Annotated in this window: 19 protein-coding genes and 2 tRNA genes; 11 read left to right on the top strand and 10 right to left on the bottom strand. The window is 66.7% G+C overall.

From position 1 onward, the window contains the following. The first annotated feature begins 85 nt into the window (after positions 1 to 85). Entirely contained in the window at positions 86 to 934 is an 849-nt protein-coding gene (locus QK287_RS14650) for a class I SAM-dependent methyltransferase (RefSeq protein WP_226773742.1), read from the top strand. 21 nt (positions 935 to 955) lie between these two features. On the opposite strand, the gene QK287_RS14645 is transcribed toward QK287_RS14650, so the two are convergent. Next, positions 956 to 1,312: a DUF2516 family protein gene (locus QK287_RS14645; protein WP_226773741.1), complete on the bottom strand. Its 357-nt coding sequence runs from the start codon at positions 1,310 to 1,312 to the stop codon at positions 956 to 958. Between the two features lie 9 nt (positions 1,313 to 1,321). Further along, complete coding sequence (locus QK287_RS14640) at positions 1,322 to 2,518, bottom strand: PLP-dependent transferase (RefSeq protein ID WP_226773740.1); 1,197 nt, start codon at positions 2,516 to 2,518, stop codon at positions 1,322 to 1,324. An 88-nt stretch (positions 2,519 to 2,606) separates the two neighbouring features. Here QK287_RS14640 and tmk point away from each other — a divergent pair, with 88 nt between their 5' ends. The 5 genes from tmk (at position 2,607) to QK287_RS14615 (ending at position 7,624) form a co-directional block, all read left to right on the top strand. After that, positions 2,607 to 3,263 (top strand): dTMP kinase, encoded by a 657-nt coding sequence (gene tmk / locus QK287_RS14635; RefSeq protein ID WP_226773739.1) that lies wholly within the window; start codon positions 2,607 to 2,609, stop codon positions 3,261 to 3,263. After that, on the top strand, positions 3,260 to 4,402 hold the full coding sequence (locus tag QK287_RS14630; RefSeq protein ID WP_282360561.1) for a DNA polymerase III subunit delta': 1,143 nt from the start codon (positions 3,260 to 3,262) through the stop codon (positions 4,400 to 4,402). The genes tmk and QK287_RS14630 overlap by 4 nt, the downstream gene beginning before the upstream one ends. Before the next feature lie 64 nt (positions 4,403 to 4,466). Then, on the top strand, positions 4,467 to 6,047 hold the full coding sequence (locus tag QK287_RS14625; RefSeq protein WP_282360559.1) for an alpha/beta hydrolase: 1,581 nt from the start codon (positions 4,467 to 4,469) through the stop codon (positions 6,045 to 6,047). Between the two features lie 83 nt (positions 6,048 to 6,130). Next, positions 6,131 to 6,203: transfer RNA gene (locus QK287_RS14620), tRNA-Thr, on the top strand. A gap of 149 nt (positions 6,204 to 6,352) precedes the next feature. After that, positions 6,353 to 7,624, top strand: coding sequence for an MFS transporter (locus QK287_RS14615; protein ID WP_282360558.1), 1,272 nt, complete (start codon positions 6,353 to 6,355; stop codon positions 7,622 to 7,624). 34 nt (positions 7,625 to 7,658) lie between these two features. Here the strand turns inward: QK287_RS14615 and QK287_RS14610 are convergent, their stop codons facing one another. After that, a complete protein-coding gene (locus QK287_RS14610) occupies positions 7,659 to 8,132 on the bottom strand; it encodes a hypothetical protein (protein ID WP_282360557.1) in 474 nt (157 codons plus the stop codon). A 72-nt stretch (positions 8,133 to 8,204) separates the two neighbouring features. Here QK287_RS14610 and QK287_RS14605 point away from each other — a divergent pair, with 72 nt between their 5' ends. Next, on the top strand, positions 8,205 to 9,200 hold the full coding sequence (locus QK287_RS14605; protein WP_282360556.1) for a hypothetical protein: 996 nt from the start codon (positions 8,205 to 8,207) through the stop codon (positions 9,198 to 9,200). Positions 9,201 to 9,239: 39 nt separating this feature from the next. Next, the gene (locus tag QK287_RS14600; protein ID WP_226773733.1) at positions 9,240 to 9,419 is read left to right on the top strand and encodes a hypothetical protein; all 180 of its coding nucleotides are present in this window, start codon (positions 9,240 to 9,242) and stop codon (positions 9,417 to 9,419) included. Positions 9,420 to 9,517: 98 nt separating this feature from the next. On the opposite strand, the gene QK287_RS14595 is transcribed toward QK287_RS14600, so the two are convergent. The 3 genes from QK287_RS14595 to QK287_RS14585 all read right to left on the bottom strand — a co-directional run bounded on the left by QK287_RS14595 (position 9,518) and on the right by QK287_RS14585 (position 11,624). Further along, entirely contained in the window at positions 9,518 to 10,363 is an 846-nt protein-coding gene (locus tag QK287_RS14595; protein ID WP_282360555.1) for an aldo/keto reductase, read from the bottom strand. A gap of 106 nt (positions 10,364 to 10,469) precedes the next feature. After that, a complete protein-coding gene (locus QK287_RS14590; RefSeq protein WP_226773731.1) occupies positions 10,470 to 10,925 on the bottom strand; it encodes a hypothetical protein in 456 nt (151 codons plus the stop codon). Between the two features lie 6 nt (positions 10,926 to 10,931). Then, positions 10,932 to 11,624, bottom strand: coding sequence for a bacterial proteasome activator family protein (locus QK287_RS14585; protein WP_282360554.1), 693 nt, complete (start codon positions 11,622 to 11,624; stop codon positions 10,932 to 10,934). Between QK287_RS14585 and QK287_RS14580 the strand changes: the two genes are divergently transcribed. Together QK287_RS14580 and QK287_RS14575 are read left to right on the top strand one after the other, a co-directional pair. Beyond that, positions 11,623 to 11,781, top strand: coding sequence for a hypothetical protein (locus QK287_RS14580; RefSeq protein WP_226773729.1), 159 nt, complete (start codon positions 11,623 to 11,625; stop codon positions 11,779 to 11,781). The two genes, QK287_RS14585 and QK287_RS14580, sit on opposite strands and share 2 nt — an antisense overlap. Then, the gene (locus tag QK287_RS14575) at positions 11,774 to 12,241 is read left to right on the top strand and encodes a hypothetical protein (protein WP_282360552.1); all 468 of its coding nucleotides are present in this window, start codon (positions 11,774 to 11,776) and stop codon (positions 12,239 to 12,241) included. The genes QK287_RS14580 and QK287_RS14575 overlap by 8 nt, the downstream gene beginning before the upstream one ends. 104 nt (positions 12,242 to 12,345) lie before the next feature. Here QK287_RS14575 and QK287_RS14570 read toward each other — a convergent pair whose 3' ends face one another. From QK287_RS14570 to QK287_RS14555, 4 genes are all read right to left on the bottom strand, one after another. Continuing rightward, complete coding sequence (locus QK287_RS14570; RefSeq protein ID WP_226773727.1) at positions 12,346 to 12,537, bottom strand: YbdD/YjiX family protein; 192 nt, start codon at positions 12,535 to 12,537, stop codon at positions 12,346 to 12,348. A 13-nt stretch (positions 12,538 to 12,550) separates the two neighbouring features. Further along, positions 12,551 to 14,842 carry a carbon starvation CstA family protein gene (locus tag QK287_RS14565; RefSeq protein WP_226773761.1) on the bottom strand — a complete coding sequence of 764 codons (2,292 nt, stop codon included), beginning with the start codon at positions 14,840 to 14,842 and terminating at the stop codon, positions 12,551 to 12,553. Between the two features lie 159 nt (positions 14,843 to 15,001). After that, on the bottom strand, positions 15,002 to 15,538 hold the full coding sequence (locus QK287_RS14560) for a PadR family transcriptional regulator (RefSeq protein WP_226773726.1): 537 nt from the start codon (positions 15,536 to 15,538) through the stop codon (positions 15,002 to 15,004). A 166-nt stretch (positions 15,539 to 15,704) separates the two neighbouring features. Beyond that, positions 15,705 to 16,688, bottom strand: a complete 984-nt coding sequence (locus tag QK287_RS14555) for an NAD(P)H-quinone oxidoreductase (RefSeq protein WP_226773725.1) — start codon at positions 16,686 to 16,688, stop codon at positions 15,705 to 15,707. Positions 16,689 to 16,857: 169 nt separating this feature from the next. Here QK287_RS14555 and QK287_RS14550 point away from each other — a divergent pair. Then, positions 16,858 to 16,945 (top strand) — tRNA-Ser (locus QK287_RS14550). Positions 16,946 to 17,130 lie beyond the last annotated feature (185 nt).

The following is a 17,130-nucleotide window of genomic DNA, read 5'->3' as shown; positions in this document are numbered from 1 at the left end:
CACCGCCGGATTCATTCGGTGCCGTTCCGGGCCGGCATCAACTGCCGTTCCGGGCCGGCACGGCACTGGAAGATATGGTTGGCGTGTGGTGCAAAAGGCAGAGCGGGTATCGCCCCCGCGGAACCAGGGCGTGGCCAGGAACGGACCCCGAACGGGCAGGCCGGTGGGCAACATTACCCGGGGCACCACCAATCCCAACCGGATGCGGCGGCTGGACCGCTGGCTGACCGGTCCGCAGGCCTGGCGGCTGCGCGCGGCGGACGATCCCCTCGTGGTGGACCTGGGTTACGGGGCTTCCCCGGCGACCGCCGTCGAACTCTTTGAACGGCTGTCCGTGATCCGTCCCGATGTGCGTGTGGTCGGCATCGAAATCGAGCCGGAACGGGTCCGCCTGGCCAAGGAGCTGGAACGGCCGGGGCTTAGCTTCCAGCTCGGCGGCTTCGAACTGCCGGTGGCCGGCCGGCCGGTCCTGGTGCGGGCGTTTAATGTGCTGCGGCAATATGAGGAAACGGACGTCGCCGCGATCTGGCGGCTGGTGCAGGGGCGTCTGGCCCCGGACGGGCTGTTCATCGACGGGACCTGCGACGAGATCGGCCGCCGGGTCACCTGGGTAGCACTGGACGCCCGGCAACCGCTGAGCTTGAGCCTGTCCATGCGGTTCGGGAGTTTTGTACTGCCCTCGGAAGTGGCCGAGCGACTGCCGAAAGCCCTGATCCACCGTAACGTTCCGGGCGAAAGGATTCAGGCCTTCCTGCAGGCAATGGACAAGGCCTGGCTGGACGCTGCGCCCCTTGCGTCGTTCGGGAACCGGCAGCGGTGGACTTCCATGTGCCGTTCACTGCTCGATGGCGGCTGGCCGGTCCGGGACGGACCCGGCCGGTGGCGGCTGGGCGAGCTAACAGTGGCCTGGAACGCGGTTGCGCCCGGGCCCTGAATGGTTGCCGGTGGCTGGGGACTACCAGGGTCCGTAAGGGCCCATGTTGCGGCTGCCGCCGCGGCCGGCGTCCTTGACTGCAGGCCGGACGTCGGCCAGGTACACGGAGGCCGCCGTTACGGCGACGAGCCCGAACAACCCCAGCGGGCCCAAAAGGCCTCCGCCGCCGCCGCCCACCAGGGAAAGCAGGCCCACGGCCATGGCGCCGCCGGTGAGGGCGAGCCAGAACGTCTTGGTGCGCTTGGAGACGGCCTCAAAGACGTTCGCTTTGTGCCGCAGGCAATCGAAGAACGCCCACACCTCAAGGGCAAGTGCTACCAGGGCCAAGAGAAAATAGATCCCTGTTTCAACATAGTAAATAAGCGCTCTTCCGTCCATGACCCCAGCCTAGCTGGCCAAGCCCGCCAGGGCCTGCTCCAAATCGGCCCAAAGGTCCTCGACGTTTTCTATTCCTACGCTCATACGGACCAGGTTGTCCGGCACACTGGCCGGCTCGGCGGTGTGCCGGCGCCGCCGTTCGATCAGGGACTCCACGCCGCCCAGCGAGGTGGCCGGCAGCCACAGCCGCAGTGCACGGATCATCCGGTCCGCGGCATCGGCACCGCTCAGGGTGCCCGCGGGACCGGCCACGGGAGCCACTTCAATACACAGCACGGAGCCGAAGCCCTTCATTTGGCTCTTGGCCCGGCTGTGGCCGGGATCGGAGGCAAGGCCGGGGAAACGGATGCCACCGACCCTGGGGTGGGTGCTGAGCCGCTCCGCGAGGACCGCTGCCGAAGCCTGCGACCGCTCCACCCGCAGGGCCAGCGTGCGCAGCCCGCGCAGCGCCAGCCAGGCCTCGAAGGGCCCTGCAATGCCGCCGTGGATGGTGCGGTGGTGCAGCAGCGCGGCGCGGAGCCCGGCGTCGGACGTCACCAGGGCGCCCAGCACAACATCGGAGTGGCCGGAGAGGTACTTCGTCACCGAATGCAGCACAACGTCGGAGCCCAGCGCCAGTGGCTGCTGCACCAGCGGGGTGGAGAAGGTGTTGTCCGTGACAACCACCGCGCCCGCGGCGTGGGCGGCGGCCGTGAGCGCCCGGATGTCCGCGACACCGAGCATGGGGTTGGTGGGGCTCTCCAGCCAGAGCATGCTGGCGGGCCGCCCGTCCGCCGGCGAAAGCTGCGCCAGGACCGCGTCGGTGTCCGCGATGTCCACGGTGCGCAGGTCCAGGAAACCCTTCCCGGCAAGTTCCGTGGCCATCACCAGGGATCCGGCGTAGCTGTGCGAGGGCATAACCAGGACCCCGCCGGCCGGTACCAGGGACAGGGCGGAGCTGACGGCAGCGAGGCCGGACGCATAAAGCAGGCCCGGGAGTTCGGCTCCCTCCAACTGACCGAGGGCTTGCTCGAAGGGATCCCAGGTGGGATTGGAATAGCGGCCGTAGCCGCGGTCGCCGTCGCCCAGGGGTCCCGTGCCAAAATAGGTCGATGAGAGCACCAGCGGAGGGTTGACCGGTTCATCGCGTTCACGCGGCGGGCGGCCCGCCGCCACAACCAGTGTTTCTGCGGAGAGGGCCGCTGCCTGTTCTTCGGAAAGACTCATGGTCACAGCGTACTTTGGCGCGTTGCGGGGCGGCCAAGGTGTGACGCCGGAGCGCGCTGCTGTCAGGGATTGTCGGTAGTCTAGAGCGGTGACTACCCAGAACCCCGGACTGTTTATCGCCTTTGAGGGCGGCGACGGCGCCGGCAAGTCCACGCAGGCAGCCGAGCTGGCAGCGGCCCTTGAATCGCGCGGCCGCACGGTGCTGCGGACCCGGGAGCCCGGTGGCACCCCGATCGGGGAAAAACTTCGTTCCCTGGTCCTGGACCACGGCCACGGCCACATCGACGCGCACACCGAAGCGTTGATCTTCGCGGCGTCCCGCGCCGCCCACGCGGGCCAGGTCATCCGCCCAGCCCTCGAACGCGGTGAAATCGTCCTCACCGACCGCTATATCGACTCCTCGGTCGCCTACCAGGGCGCCGGCCGGGACCTTGGCACCGACGCTGTCCGACGCATCAACGAGTGGGCCACCTCGGGCCTGCAACCGGATCTGACGGTTCTGCTCGACGTCGACCCTGCAGTGGGCCGCCGCCGCCGGACCGCCGGCGACGCGGCCGAGGACCGGCTGGAATCCGAAGCGGACGAGTTCCACGCCCGGATCCGCGCCTCCTTCCTGGACCTGGCAGAGGCCCGGCCCGGGCAGTATCTGGTGCTCCCGGCCGGCCTCCCGGTCGATCAGCTGGCGGCACGGATCCTCGACAGGGTCGAAACCCTGCTGTCCCGGCACCTGGGTGCGGGCGTATGAGTGTCTGGGATGATCTGCAGGGCCAGCCCGCTGTTGTGGCCCAACTGCGCCAGGCGACCCAAGGTGCGGGGCTGAGCCATGCATGGCTTTTCACCGGACCGCCCGGGTCCGGCCGGTCCAACGCTGCGAAGGCTTTCGCTGCAGCGTTGAACTGCGATCAGGACGATGTCCGCCTGCGCGGCTGCGGCGAGTGCGCCGCGTGCCTGACCATCCTGGGCGAAACCCACTCGGATGTGGCCTTTGTGCGCACCGAAAAGGTCACCATCACCATCGATGAGGCCCGGGAGCTGGTTTCCACGGCCGGGAACCGGCCGTCCTCGGCCCGGTGGCGGATCATCGTCGTCGAGGACGCGGACCGGATGGCGGAACGCACCACCAACGTACTGCTCAAGGCCATCGAGGAACCCACCCCGCGCACCATTTGGATGCTGTGTGCGCCGTCCCCTGCCGATGTCCTGGTTACTATCCGCTCCCGCTGCCGGGCAGTGGCCTTGCGCCTTCCGCCTGCTGCCGATGTCGCTGCCCTGCTGGTCAGGCGCGACGGCGTCGACCCGGCCGTCGCCGAACGGGCGGCCCGGGCAGCTCAAAGCCATGTTGGGATCGCGCGCCGGCTGGCCCGGGATCCCGAGGCCCGTGAGCGCCGCCTCGAAACAGTGCGGTTCCCCCTGGCCCTGCGGGGAGTTACCGCCGCCGTCCTGATGGCGGAAAAGCTTGTTAAGATCGCCACCGAGGAGGCGAACAGCTCCAACGATGAGCGCGACGCCGCCGAAAGAGCCGCCCTGCTGGCCACCCTCGGAGCACCCGAAAGCGGCACGCTGCCGCCGGCCATGCGCGGCCAGGTGAAACAGCTTGAGGACGATCAGAAACGCCGCGCCAAGCGTTCGGTGACAGACTCCCTCGACCGCACCCTGACCGATCTGCTGTCCTTTTACCGGGATGTGCTGATCATCCAGCTGGGGAACGCCGTGGAGCTGGTCAACATTGAGCTGAGGACCGAACTGGTGGCGTTCGCCGGGCATTCCACCGCCGAAACGACTCTTGCCCGCATGGACGCCATCAACAAGGCCCGCAACCGCATCACCACATCGAACGTGGCGCCGCTGCTGACCATCGAGGCCATGGCCGCCAGCCTCATCTGACCCTGCACGGCTCGATCTGCTCCATCCGCTCCGAGTTGCCCGTTCCATTCCCAAGGAGAACCGCATGACGCAACCATCTTTGCCCGCCAGAAGCCGACCCCCCGCGGCCTGGGCGCGGGGGGTCGGCGCTCTGGCGCTCGGCTTGGTGATGGCACTTATCCTGTCTTCTTGCGGTCTTTTCGGGACTGGCGACGGCGGCGCGAAGGACGCCCAGCAGACGGCCGACCCCTCGATCGCCGCGGCAGCGCCGGAGGGACTGCGCAGCTACTACTCCCAGCAGCTCAACTGGACCCGCTGCGAGGGCGACTTCCAGTGCACCAAGGTGAAAGTGCCCTTGGACTACAGCAAGCCCGACGGCGATACCATCGAAATCGCGGCCCTGAAGCTGGCAACGACGGGCAACAGCAAAAAAGGCAGCCTGCTGGTCAACCCCGGCGGCCCCGGCGGCTCCGGCTACGACTTCGTGCGGGACGCCGGCGCCACCAATATCTCGGAGAAAGTGCGGGCCAGCTACGACATCGTCGGCTTCGATCCGCGCGGGGTGAAACGATCCGCCCCAGTCACCTGCCTCACCGACCAGGAACGCGACGCCTCCCGCGCCAAGGTCTACGCCCTGGACACCGACGCTGGGCTCGCTGAAGCCATGGCGGACAACCAGGCCATCGCGGCCAAATGTGCGGAAAAGACCGGACCGGTGCTCGGCCACGTCGACACCGTCAGCGCCGCCAAGGACCTTGACGTCCTGCGCGGTGTGCTCAATGACAGCAAGCTGAACTACCTCGGCTACTCCTACGGAACCTTCTTAGGTTCCACCTATGCCTCCCTGTTCCCGGACAACATTGGCCGTATGGTCCTTGACGGCGCGATGGATCCCTCCCTCAGCTTCGAGGACCTGACCAGCGGGCAGGCGAAGGCATTCGAGAAGGCCATCCGGGCCTACGTAACGGACTGCCTCGATAACAGCGGCTGTCCGCTCAGCGGCACCCCGGATCAGGCCATCGGCCAGATCCAGGAAATCATCAAGGGCGTTGAGGTGAATCCGAGGGCAGCCAAGGACGGCCGGGTCGTCAACGCTTCGATGTTTGTCAGCGGCTTTATCCTGCCGTTCTACAACGACGACAACTGGCCTGCCCTAACGCAGGCCCTCGGCAGCGCCATCAAGGGCGACATGACCCCGATGCTCCGGCTCGCCGATTTCGGCGCCGACCGTGAACCGGACGGCAGTTACTCCTCCAACTCGGCCTTCGCCTTTAATGCCATCAACTGCCTCGACTATCCGATGGCAGCGGACACAGCCTCGATGCGTGCCGAAGAACAAAAGCTGCGGGAACTCTCGCCCACGCTGGGCTCCTACTTCGCCTACGGCGGCACAAGCTGCGCGGACTGGCCGTACCAAAACATCAGGACGCCCGCCCCGGTGGAATATACGGGTTCCACCGACATCGTTGTGGTTGGCACCACCGGCGACCCTGCGACCCCGGTGGGGTGGGCCGGCTCCCTGCGCAAGCAACTCGGCACGGCCTCGCTGCTGACCTGGAAGGGTGAAGGCCACACGGCCTACGGCCGCTCCAACGACTGCATCGGCAACGCCGTGGACGGCTACTTTGTCGATGGAAAGACCCCCGCGGACAACATGGTCTGCTGAGCCCATTTTGACCGGGCCGGAGGCCTCTACTACAGTTATCTCTGGCATGAGGCGTTCGGGCCACCCGGGCGGTTCACGCGGATGCTTCCTTAGCTCAGTTGGTAGAGCGTCTCACTCGTAATGAGAAGGTCGCCAGTTCGATTCTGGCAGGAAGCTCGAGATGCAAAGATCGGCCCCGGCGATTTCGCCGGGGCCGATCTTTTTGTCCCCCAGGTACGGCTGACGGGTCCCCGACGGCGCCCCGCTTCCGGGCCCGGGCCGGCTGCCTCTTGTCCTGGCGCCGGTCAGCAGCCGACCATTGGCAGATGGAACAGCGGGGTCAGAGGACGGCGGCCGGCACTTCCGTGCCCGGCGCGAACCGGCGCCGCCTCTGGGGTCCGGTGATCGGCTTTGGCCTGGTGAGCCTGGCAGCCGACATTGTCTCCGACGGCGCCCGGCCGCTGGCTGGTCCGCTGCTGGCCCAGCTGGGCGCCTCTGCACTGGTCGTTGGCCTTGTGACCGGCGCAGCCGAGGCCGCGGCGCAGGGACTGCGGCTGCTGTTCGGACCCTGGGCGGACCGCACCCGCCGGTACTGGACGTTCACGCTGGCCGGATACGGGCTCACCGCGGTTTGTGTGCCCCTGCTCGCTGTGGCGCCGCTCGCCGGGGAAGCCGGATTGGTGCTGGCGTCCGTTCTGATTATCGGAGACCGCGTTGGCAAGGCCATCCGCAGCCCGGCCAAGACAGTTCTGCTGGCAGCGGTCGCCAAACAAGTCGGCCGGGGCCGCGGCTTCGCCGTCCATAAATCACTTGACCTTCTCGGCGCGGTCCTCGGGCCGGTGCTGATCGCGGCAGTACTTGCCGCCACCGGCAGCATGTCGGTGGCCTTCGCCGTCCTGGCCCTGCCGGCAGCTGCAGCGATGTTTATGCTGTTCTGGCTGCGCCTCCGGGTACCGTCATCCGTTCCTGCCGCCGTCGACGCCCTACCCCCGCCCGGTGCCGACCGACCGGCGACGGTCTTCACCCGTGGTTTCCTGCTGTTCGCCGTCGCCGCATTCTTCTGGAGCGCCGGCCTGGTGGCGTTCGGTGTTATCGCCTTCCACCTCACGACAACGGCGGGAGTTCCAGTGGCGGTGGTACCGCTGCTGTACGCCGGGGCGATGGCAGCCGCAGCCCTCGGCGCCCTCGCGAGCGGCGTCATTTACGACCGTTCCGGGGCGGCGGCGCTCCTCGCGCTTCCCCTGCTGATCGCAGCAGTCCCGCCGCTGGCGCTGGCGCCCGCCGCAGGCCTGGCATTTGCCGGAGTCCTGGTCTGGGGGACGGCCACAGGTATCCAGGATTCCACCGTCAAGGCGCTTATCGCGGACCTCGTCCCGGAAGGGCGCCAGGGCACGGCGTACGGAGTCTTCGCGGCGTTTGAAGGTGCCGGGGCGCTGGCGGGCGGTGGGCTGTACGGCTCGCTGTATAGCAGCCGTCCGCTGCTGATCCTGGCCGTGGCCGTCCTGCAGCTGATCGCCTTCTCGGTCTTGGTGGTGGCGTTGTTCCGGATCCGCGAACCGCAACGGGGCCGTTCGGCGCGGACCCTGCGGCAGGACTGATCGCTGCAGCCCCGGCCCGGCTGTGGGGTCCTGCTTAGGTGCTCCAGACCGAGGCCGAGCCGGAATGGCCGGTTACGATGCTTTGGTAGACGAAAACGGCCCCCGCCGCCGCCGCGATGACAAGGAGGGCCAGCCGGACCGCACGGTTGCTCCGCAGGGGCCCCAGGAAGGCAAACCACCGGCCGATGGGCTCGTAACTGACCACCAGGGTCGCCGCGATAACCACAAAGAACACCACGGAGACGGCCTTGAGTACGTCCCCTTGCTCCACATGCTCGCGGATCAAGGCAGATGGGGGCCGGGCGTTCTGCAGCTGCTCCCCGGCCTGCGCGGTGAGCAGGGACACGGGAACCAGGCCCAGCGAAAGCACTCCCAGCGGCCAGGCCAGGTAGTTCCGCCAGCGTGGTGCGACGGCATATACGATCGCGCCGAGACCGGCGATCGGCGCCAGCACGACCACCGCGTGGACGAGCAGAATGTGGGCTGGAAGCCCCGCTATTTCAATCATGTGCGCCCTTTATCTCCAGCAGAACTGCCCCTTTGCGGCCGCATTCCCGGGCCGGGCTTCTATGATTCTTGCATGGCAGAGCGCGGACTGGCGGACGTTGCGGCGCGGCTCTATGCCCTCCCGTTCGACGACTTTGTCCCCGCCCGGACCGCCGCTGCCAAAGCGGCCGGCGCCACAAACACGAAGAATTCCCTCGCGGCGGACGTGCGTGCCCTGCCCAAGCCGTCCTTGGCCGCATGGTCCGTGAACATGCTCGCGACCCGGCGACCGGAGACCCTTCGGCAACTCGCCGAGCTGGGAGAGTCGATGCGTGCTGCACAGTCCTCCCTTGATGCCACGACACTGCGCCGGCTGGGACAGACACGGCGCCGGCTTCTCGCCGGCGCAGTCCAGGCAGCACGGGACGTGGCCCAGCAGCAGGGCAGGACGATCAGCGGGGCGACCGCTGCGGACGTCGAAGGGACGCTGCGGGCGGCGACTGCGGACGAGGGAGCAGCTGCGGCCGTGCAGTCCGGTCGCCTCCTCCGGGGCCTGTCCGCCGACGGTGTCGACGCGGTGGACCTTTCGGACGCGGTAGCACTCCCGGGGCTGGTCCCACCAGCAACGCCGGCACCGGATTCCGCGCCGGCCCCTGGCGGTGAGTCCAGCAGGACCGGAGTGCTGACTTCCGACGCCGCCCCGGCGGGAGCCACTGCGCCGCAGGCTGCAGGGCGACCCCGCCTGCAGGCCGTCCGAGAGGAACCGCGCCGGCCCAGTCCCTCAGCGCAGGAACGCGCACGGGCCGCACTGAAGGAAGCCGAAAACACAGCCAGCGTGGCGGCCGATGAAGCCCGCCAGCGTGATGCGGAGCTGGCCCAATCCACTGCCCTGGTAACGGAACTCTCCGACACGGCCCGGGACCTGCGCGAGCAGCTGGCCCGGTGCGAACCGGAGCTCAAAGCGGCCAGGAAACGGCGCGATCTGGCCGCTGCCCAAGCGCAGCAGGCTGATCGGGCGGCGGGTAGGGCCCGGCGAGCCGAGGACCTGGCACGGGAACGGGTGCTGCGGATTGGCAACACGCCGGACTGATGGCCACTTAGTGTCAGTGCCCGGCGGCACACTTAGTCCATGGAAAGCACCCAGTACTTCGAAGTCACGTACCTGGACACGGACTGCGGCCGGATCCGCACCGAGACGTTTGATGACGTCCACGCCGCCGAACGCTTCGCCGCCCGCCAGATCGCGGACGAGCGTGGCTGGGCAATGGTTGACGCCGTTCCGGTCGAGGAAGCCCGGAAGGCTGCCTAGCTGGGTTGCCTTCCGCTCCCGGGACAGCAGAATGGGCCCCACCCGGTTCGGGTGAAGGCCCAGCTGCACGCTTCGCCGGCGGCTTGGCCGGCGTGGCTTTAGGCGAAGTCCGAGACTGCCGGGTCCGCGCCAATGCGGCCGGCGCCCTCGGCAGAGTTGTCCATTCCGTTGATGGCCTGAACATCGGTCTCGTCCAAGGTGACCTCCAGTGCCGCGTAGTTCTCGCGGACACGGGATTCGGTCACCGACTTGGGGATAACGACGTTGCCGATGGCCAGGTGCCAGGCGATAACGACCTGCGCCGGAGTGGCGTTGTGCTTTGCCGCAATCTGAGCGATGACAGGGCTCTCCAACAGCTCGCCGCCCTGGCCCAGCGGCGACCAGGCCTGGGTGAGGATGCCGTGGGAGGAGTTGAATTCGCGCAACTCGGCCTGGCTGAAGAACGGGTGCAGTTCGATCTGGTTAATGGCCGGCACCACACCGGTCTCGTCGATCAGCCGCTGCAGACCTTCCTTGGTGAAGTTGGAAACACCGATGGTCTTCACCCGCCCCTGCTTCTGCAGTTCAATGAGGGCCTTCCAGGTATCCACATACTTGTCCTGCTTGGGCTGCATCCAGTGGATCAGGTACATATCCAGGGTCTTCAGGCCCAGGCGCTCCATGGATTCCTCGAAGGCCTTCAGCGTGGACTCGTAGCCCTGGTCCGCGTTCCACAGCTTGGTGGTGATGAAGATTTCCTCGGGCGTGAGCCCTGAACGTGCGATGGCCCTGCCCACGCCTGCTTCGTTGCCGTAGATCTTGGCGGTATCGATGTGGCGGAAGCCCGCCTCGAAGGCCTGGACGACAACCTTCTCAGCGACGTCATCCTCAACCTGCCACACGCCGTAGCCGAGCTGGGGGATGGTATTGCCGTCATTAAAAGTCATTACCGGTGAAGAAGTCATCTGGCTATCGTGCCAACGTCCACGCCGCTGCGCCAGTGGAAACCGCGCAGCTAAGCTAGGCGCTTAACCGGGAATTTTCCCGCGTATCCGGCGCACGTCCCGTCCGTCAGCTCGAAGCCGACGCCTGGGCAAGGCGGCGTTCGGCGTCGATGACGTGCTCCAGGACCATCTGGGCGCGGCGTCGAACCGACTCCGCTCCTGCGGGGACCGGGTGGACTGCGAGGCGGACCATCGCCGCTGCTTCGGCTGTGGTCGCCAGGGAATTTCCTGCCGTTGACAGTGCCCGGTGGACTCCCGTCATGGTCCCCGGGATGTCGAGTCCCTCGCTCGGCGCCCGGCGCTGGGCCTCCACACAGATTTGCCGGACCCGTCCCGAGAGCGCCGAGAGTTCGTTGCCGACCGCCAGGAGCTCGGCGTAGAGGGCCTCGTCCTCGACCCCCTCGAGGATTTGGTGGTAGCGGTCCAAGCCCCGGATGAAGCGGTCGTGGGCCCGCCGCCAGAGCCCCTTGCCAAGCTCGGCGTCGTCTTTCCGCCCCTGCCGGGCGGCGCTGAAAAAACCCACGGGCGCCTACAGGTACTGGCCGGGACCGTGGTCCGGGTCTGCGGGCCCGGGAAGCCGGGAGGGTTCCGCGCCCGGTGCCGGCGCCGCCGCCCGCTGGGGCTCGCCGTTCGCACCGATAATCACGCCGGGGGCGATCATGGTGCCGGGCGGCAACTGGCGGAGCTGCGCCTGCGCCACGGCCTGCTCCCGGGCAGCGTGTTTGGCCGCGAGGGCGGTTTGGATTCCGTGGAAGAGGCCCTCCAGCCAGCCGACCAGCTGGGCCTGGGCGATCCGCAGTTCTGCGTCCGACGGGGTCCCCTCCGCCGGAAAGGGAAGGGTGATCCGTTCCAGTTCCTCGACCAGTTCCGGGGCGAGCCCGTCTTCCAGTTCCTTGAGGGACCGCTGATGGATTTCGGCCAACCGGGCGCGGGCGGCGTCATCGAGCGGGGCAGACTTCACTTCGTCCAGGAGCTGCTTCATCATGGTGCCGATCCGCATCACTTTCGCCGGTTCATCGACGAGGTCCTGGAGCTGGCCGGTCCTTTCCCGGGTATCCGCGGCACGCCGCGACCGTGCCGGCTCCTTCGGGTCCGAGGGGCGCAGCGGTTCCGGCAGCTGTTTGTCTCCCGGCTGGACGCCATCGCCGTCCGGGCTGGAGTCCAGGGTAGTGCCCTCGACAGGTACCACGGCGTCGGTCTGAGTGTCGTGCGGATCGCTCATGGCTTCATACTCTCACGAGCCGGGTGCCCGGCTGCGGGCGTACCCGGCCGGGCCCACGCAGTCGCTCACCCGCACCCCTCCGGCGCTGCACCCTCCGGTCCGGGCTGAGGCAGCTCAACGCCCGCTGCCGCACGTGGAAGTATTCACCTATGACTAACGAGCACAACGAGGCCACCCGCCCGGCGTTTACGGACCCCCAGGGCCCGGACGCCGCGACCGAATCCAGCCGCAGGTGGGCCCATATCGGGGCCATCATTGTCGACGCCACCCTGCAGCGCCGGCAGAACTACCACTCGACAGTCAAGCCGCGCGTTGTCGCCCTGGTCGACACCTGGCCGGATGCCGACACAACCAGCGGATTCCGCCGGCACCTCGACACGGGAACGCTCGCTGAAGTCATCAGCTGGCCCTCGCCTGGCCGTCTCGCCCAGGTCGAGGACATAACGGGCGTTTTCGAGGATCAGGGCATCGAAACCGTCATGGATCTCCGCGGCGCACTCGGTGACCCGGCCAGGAGGACCGGTCTCCGGCAGGCCCTGGCGTCCGTGCGGCATGTCAGCCCCAAAACCCTGGACTACATCGAAACCCTCAGCGGAGAGTCCACTGAGGGTGTTTAACTACCCCGCACAGCTGCGGCGAAGGGCGACGCCGGGCACCTGTGTGCCCGGCGTCGCCCGTCCCCTGCCGGCTGAGTTCAGCTACGCCGGCCGGTGCGAACCGGTCAGCAGCATCGGCCCTGCGGGTTGGCGTCCTGGCGGTCCGTCTGGTCCCGCCAAAACTCCCGCTCAGTCATCGGCGTCGTGCCGTGGCCCAAGGCCGCATGATGCGCCGAGTACTTCGAATAGGCATCCGCGCCCATAACGCTGCCCAGGTAGCGGGCGAAACCCCGCAACCCCACAACGACGGCGTTCATTTCCGTGCCCGCATCAGTGCTGGCCGGCCTTTTCGAACCGCTGATCGGCCGGAAGTTTGTTCCACTCGGCCATCAGCTCGCGCTCCGACGGGGTGGGGATCACTCCGGCCGGAGCGAAAACGCGCGATGCGACTGCTGGGTCCTCATGATTCGGGTTCGGCAAACCGCGCGTTGCATTGCGGAACGCCTTCACGCTGGCCAGGATCGCGGTGATAATAACGATGATGCTCAGCACCACAAAGATCACCGACAGCCAGCCCTGGATCATGGTGTTGCGGACCACGGCCTCCATGGCCAGCTGGGTCTTGGCCGTGCCGAAGGAGGTCTTGCCGTCTGCAAGGGCCTTGGTGAAGGCTGCGTTGTTTGCGAAGTAGCCCACGGCGGGCACCGGCGAGAAGATCTTGTAGAAGCTGGCGGTGATGGTCACAACGGCTGCGAAAGCCAGGGGAAGCGCCACAATCCAGAGGTACTTGAAGGATCCGCGCTTAGCCGCAATGGCCATACAAACCGAGAGGGCAATGGCTGCCAGCAGTTGGTTGGCTATGCCGAACAGCGGGAACAAGGTGTTAATGCCGCCCAGCGGATCGGTGACGCCCATCAGCAACACCGCGCCCCAGGCCGCGACCATAATCGCGGTGCAGAGCCAGGCGCCGGGGCGCCAGGAGTGCTCCTTGAACTTAGGGACAAAGTTGCCAATCGAGTCCTGCAGCATAAAGCGCGCAACCCGGGTACCGGCGTCGACGGCGGTGAGAATGAACAAGGCCTCGAACATAATGGCGAAGTGGTACCAGAACGCCATCATGGCCGTACCGCCGATGAACTGCTGCATGATGTGGGCCAGACCCACGGCCAGGGTGGGGGCGCCGCCGGTGCGGGAAATAATGCTCTCCTCGCCCACATCCTTGGCCGTCTGGGCCAGGAAATCCGGGCTGATGTTCACGCCGGCCAGCCCCAGGCTGTTGACCCACTGCGCGGCGGTCTCCACGGTGCCGCCGGTCAACGCCGCCGGGGCGTTCATGGCAAAGTACAGGCCGCGGTCAATGGAGATCGCTGCAACGAGGGCCATGATGGCGACGAAGGATTCCATCAGCATGCCGCCGTAGCCAATAAACCGGGTCTGGCGTTCCTTCTCGATCAGTTTCGGCGTGGTGCCGGAGGCGATCAGGGCATGGAAGCCGGACAACGCGCCGCAGGCGATTGTGACAAACAGGAACGGGAACAGGGACCCGGACAGGACCGGTCCGTTGTCCCGGCTGGCGAACTCGCTAAACGCCGGTACGTTGACTTCCGGACGGACCACGATGACGGCCACAGCCAGCATGGCGATCACACCGATCTTCATAAACGTGGACAGGTAGTCGCGCGGTGCAAGCAGCAGCCAGACGGGCAGGATCGCGGCAATGAAGCCGTAGATGATGAGTCCCCAGGCGATGGTGACCTTGTCCAGATGGAAGAAGGCCGCTCCCCACTCGGTGCCGGCGACGGCGCCGCCGCCGATGATGGCCGCCATAAGCAGCACGAAGCCGATGAGGGAGACTTCCATAACCTTGCCGGGCCGAAGGTAGCGCAGGTACACGCCCATAAAGAGTGCGATCGGAATGGTCATACCCACGGAAAAGACGCCCCAGGGGCTCTCGCCGAGGGCGTTCACAACGACGAGGGCCAGGATCGCTACGATGATCACCATAATCAGGAGCGTCGCGATCAGGGCAGCGGTGCCGCCGATCACCCCGAGCTCTTCGCGAGCCATCTGGCCCAGCGAGCGACCGCCGCGGCGCATGGAGAAGAACAGCACGAGGTAGTCCTGGACGGCACCGGCCAGGACGACGCCGAGGATGATCCAAATGGTGCCCGGAAGGTAGCCCATCTGGGCGGCAATGATCGGACCGACGAGCGGGCCGGCACCGGCGATAGCGGCAAAGTGGTGGCCGAACAGCACGTTGCGGTCCGTACGGACGTAGTCTTTGCCGTCGGCCTTGTACTCGGCCGGGGTGGCGCGGCGGTCGTTCGGTTTGGTCAGGTAGCGCTCGATGACCTTGGAGTAGAAGCGGTAGCCGATCAGGTAGGTGCACACTGCGGCGAACACGAACCAGATGGCGTTGACTGTTTCGCCGCGCACTATCGCGAGCATAAACCAGGCCACCGCACCCAGCAGGGAGATCGCGGCCCAGAGGGCGATCTTGGCCGGCGTCCAGTTGCGCTCTTCGGCTTCGGTTACGCCGGCGTCCACCGCGGTGGGCGGCAGCAACGGGTCCGGCGTGATGCCGTCGTCGACCAGTACGTTCTTTGGCGTGCCATCTGGCATTGTGCCCATGTCTCCTCCTTGAGAAACCAACTGGGCAAATCCCCGACAGAGGTGCCCCAAGGCACCCTACCAACGTAGGTGGTGCATGGGTATGGCTTCCGCGCCAACCGGTTCGGCGGAAGCGGTGAACGGTGCGGCAAACGCGTCGAACGGCCGAACTCAGGCGGACGGGCCGGTCAACTGCATCAGCCGCGCCTCACAAAGGTCAAGCCAGCGCACTTCGGCCTCGGTCTGGAAGATCAAGGAATCAAGTACCAGCAGCCGGGCGGTATCCATGGAGCGTTGCTGGGATGCCGTCTCACGCCGGGCTTTGGTGTAGTCCTGCAGGGCCCGGACTGACACGGCACGCTGGGCATGAATGGCGGCACCGACGTTGACACCGGGCAAGGTCAGCCCCAGCGCGAGCTTGATGGCCAGTTCGTTCCGCGGCGGACTGCTCCGCTGCACCGGGGAGCTGAACCAGCGGGTAACTTCAGCAAGCCCGTCCGCGGTGATGCTGTAAACAATGTGGCCCTCACCGTCGGCACCATCCTTGCGGACGAGCCCGTCGCGCTCCAGGCGGTCAAGAGTCGTGTAGACCTGCCCGATATTCAGGGGCCAGGAGGACCCTGTGCGCTCTTCGAACTCGATCCTGAGCTGGTAGCCATAGTGTGGCCGGTCCTGCAGGAGGGCGAGGAGACTGTGACGGATGGACATGTTGCTCCCGGAGGGTAGCGGGACGACAGCATACACGCGCCCCAAGACGCGTGTATACCGCGTATGGAATTACATTACAGTCATTTCTTCTCCGCAAGCAATTCGGATATGCCCGCCAGAGAATATGTTTGAGGCGCCGCCGGCCGGGCCGAGACTCGGGCCCGGCTTACAGGAGGAGCAGAATCTTGCCCACATGGTCACCGGAGTCGAAGTACCGGTGCGCCTCAGCGACCTGGTCCAGCGGGAAGGTCTTTGCCACCAGCGGCCGGATCCGGCCATCGGCGAGCATCGGCCAGACACCGTCGCGGACGGCGTCCATAATCACGGTCTTCTCCGCTACGGGCCGCGGGCGCAACGCCGTCGCGATAATCGCAGCACGCTTACCCAGCAGTTTGCCAAGATCCAGCTCGCCTTTGGCACCGCCCTGCAGCCCGATCACCACCAGCCGCCCGTACTCCGCCAGCGCGTCCACGTTCTGTCCCAGGTACTTGGCTCCGACGACGTCGAGAATAACATCGGCGCCCTTGCCGCCATTTTGCGCGCGCAGGCTCTCCGGGAAGTCTTCTTCCGCATAGTTGATCGCGATGTCTGCGCCAAGAAACGCCTTGGCGGTGCCGACTTTCTCCGCGGTGCCGGCCGTCGTGGCGACCACGGCACCGAACGCCTTCGCGAGCTGGATGGCCATAGTGCCGATGCCGCCGGTCGCCCCGTGGATGAGGACGGTCTCACCCGGCTGCAGCTGCGCTGTCATGATCAGGTTGGAATAGACCGTCGCCGCTACTTCGGGCAAAGATGCTGCGGTGACAAGGTCGATCCCCTCGGGGACCCGCAGGACCTGCCCCGCGTGTACAGCAACCTGCTGGGCATAGCCGCCGCCGGCCAGCAGCGCAACGACTTTGTCGCCCACGGAGAACGGTTTGGTGACTCCGGGACCAAAGCCAGCGATCCGGCCGGAGACTTCCAGCCCGGGAACCTCCGAGGCTCCGGGCGGCGGCGGGTACAGGCCCTTGCGCTGCTGGACGTCGGCGCGGTTTAGTCCGGCGGCGACGACGTCGATCAGCACCTCACCGGGACCCGGCACCGGGGACGGGACCTCGCGGACCTCCAGGGCCTCGGGTCCGCCCGGCCTTAAGATATAGACAGCCTTCATGGAGAACTCCGATTTCTAACGAACGTATTGCGGCCGTGTGGCCCGGCTGCGCCGCCGGGACATTATGTCCGAAGCGCTTCCTCCCAGAATATGCGGAGGAGATACCGGCGCCCGCGAGCGCAACCGCGTTTTTGTTGCTGCCGACTGCCTATGAAACACTACTCGTTAGGGAAGGTTGTCCGAGCGGCCGATGGAGCTGGTCTTGAAAACCAGTGTGCGGTGACCCCGTACCAAGAGTTCGAATCTCTTACCTTCCGCGGGAGCGCAGAGTTTGCGCGGCTTAGGGGCCGGTTGGGGCAATCGAGAGGTTGCCCCAACCGGCCTCACTCGTATCGCCGGCCTGCAGATGCCCCGCCCACCCGTCACCGGTACCAGCCGCCCGCGGGGCGGGCACCCGGAACCCGTTGAAACCGTCTGCGCTCAGGCATACCCTCACAGTGTC

The sequence above is a fragment of the Arthrobacter sp. AL05 genome, from assembly GCF_029960715.1.
Taxonomy (GTDB): domain Bacteria; phylum Actinomycetota; class Actinomycetes; order Actinomycetales; family Micrococcaceae; genus Arthrobacter.
Note: the sequence above shows the minus strand (reverse complement) of the source record. Positions and strands in the feature narration are given on the sequence as shown.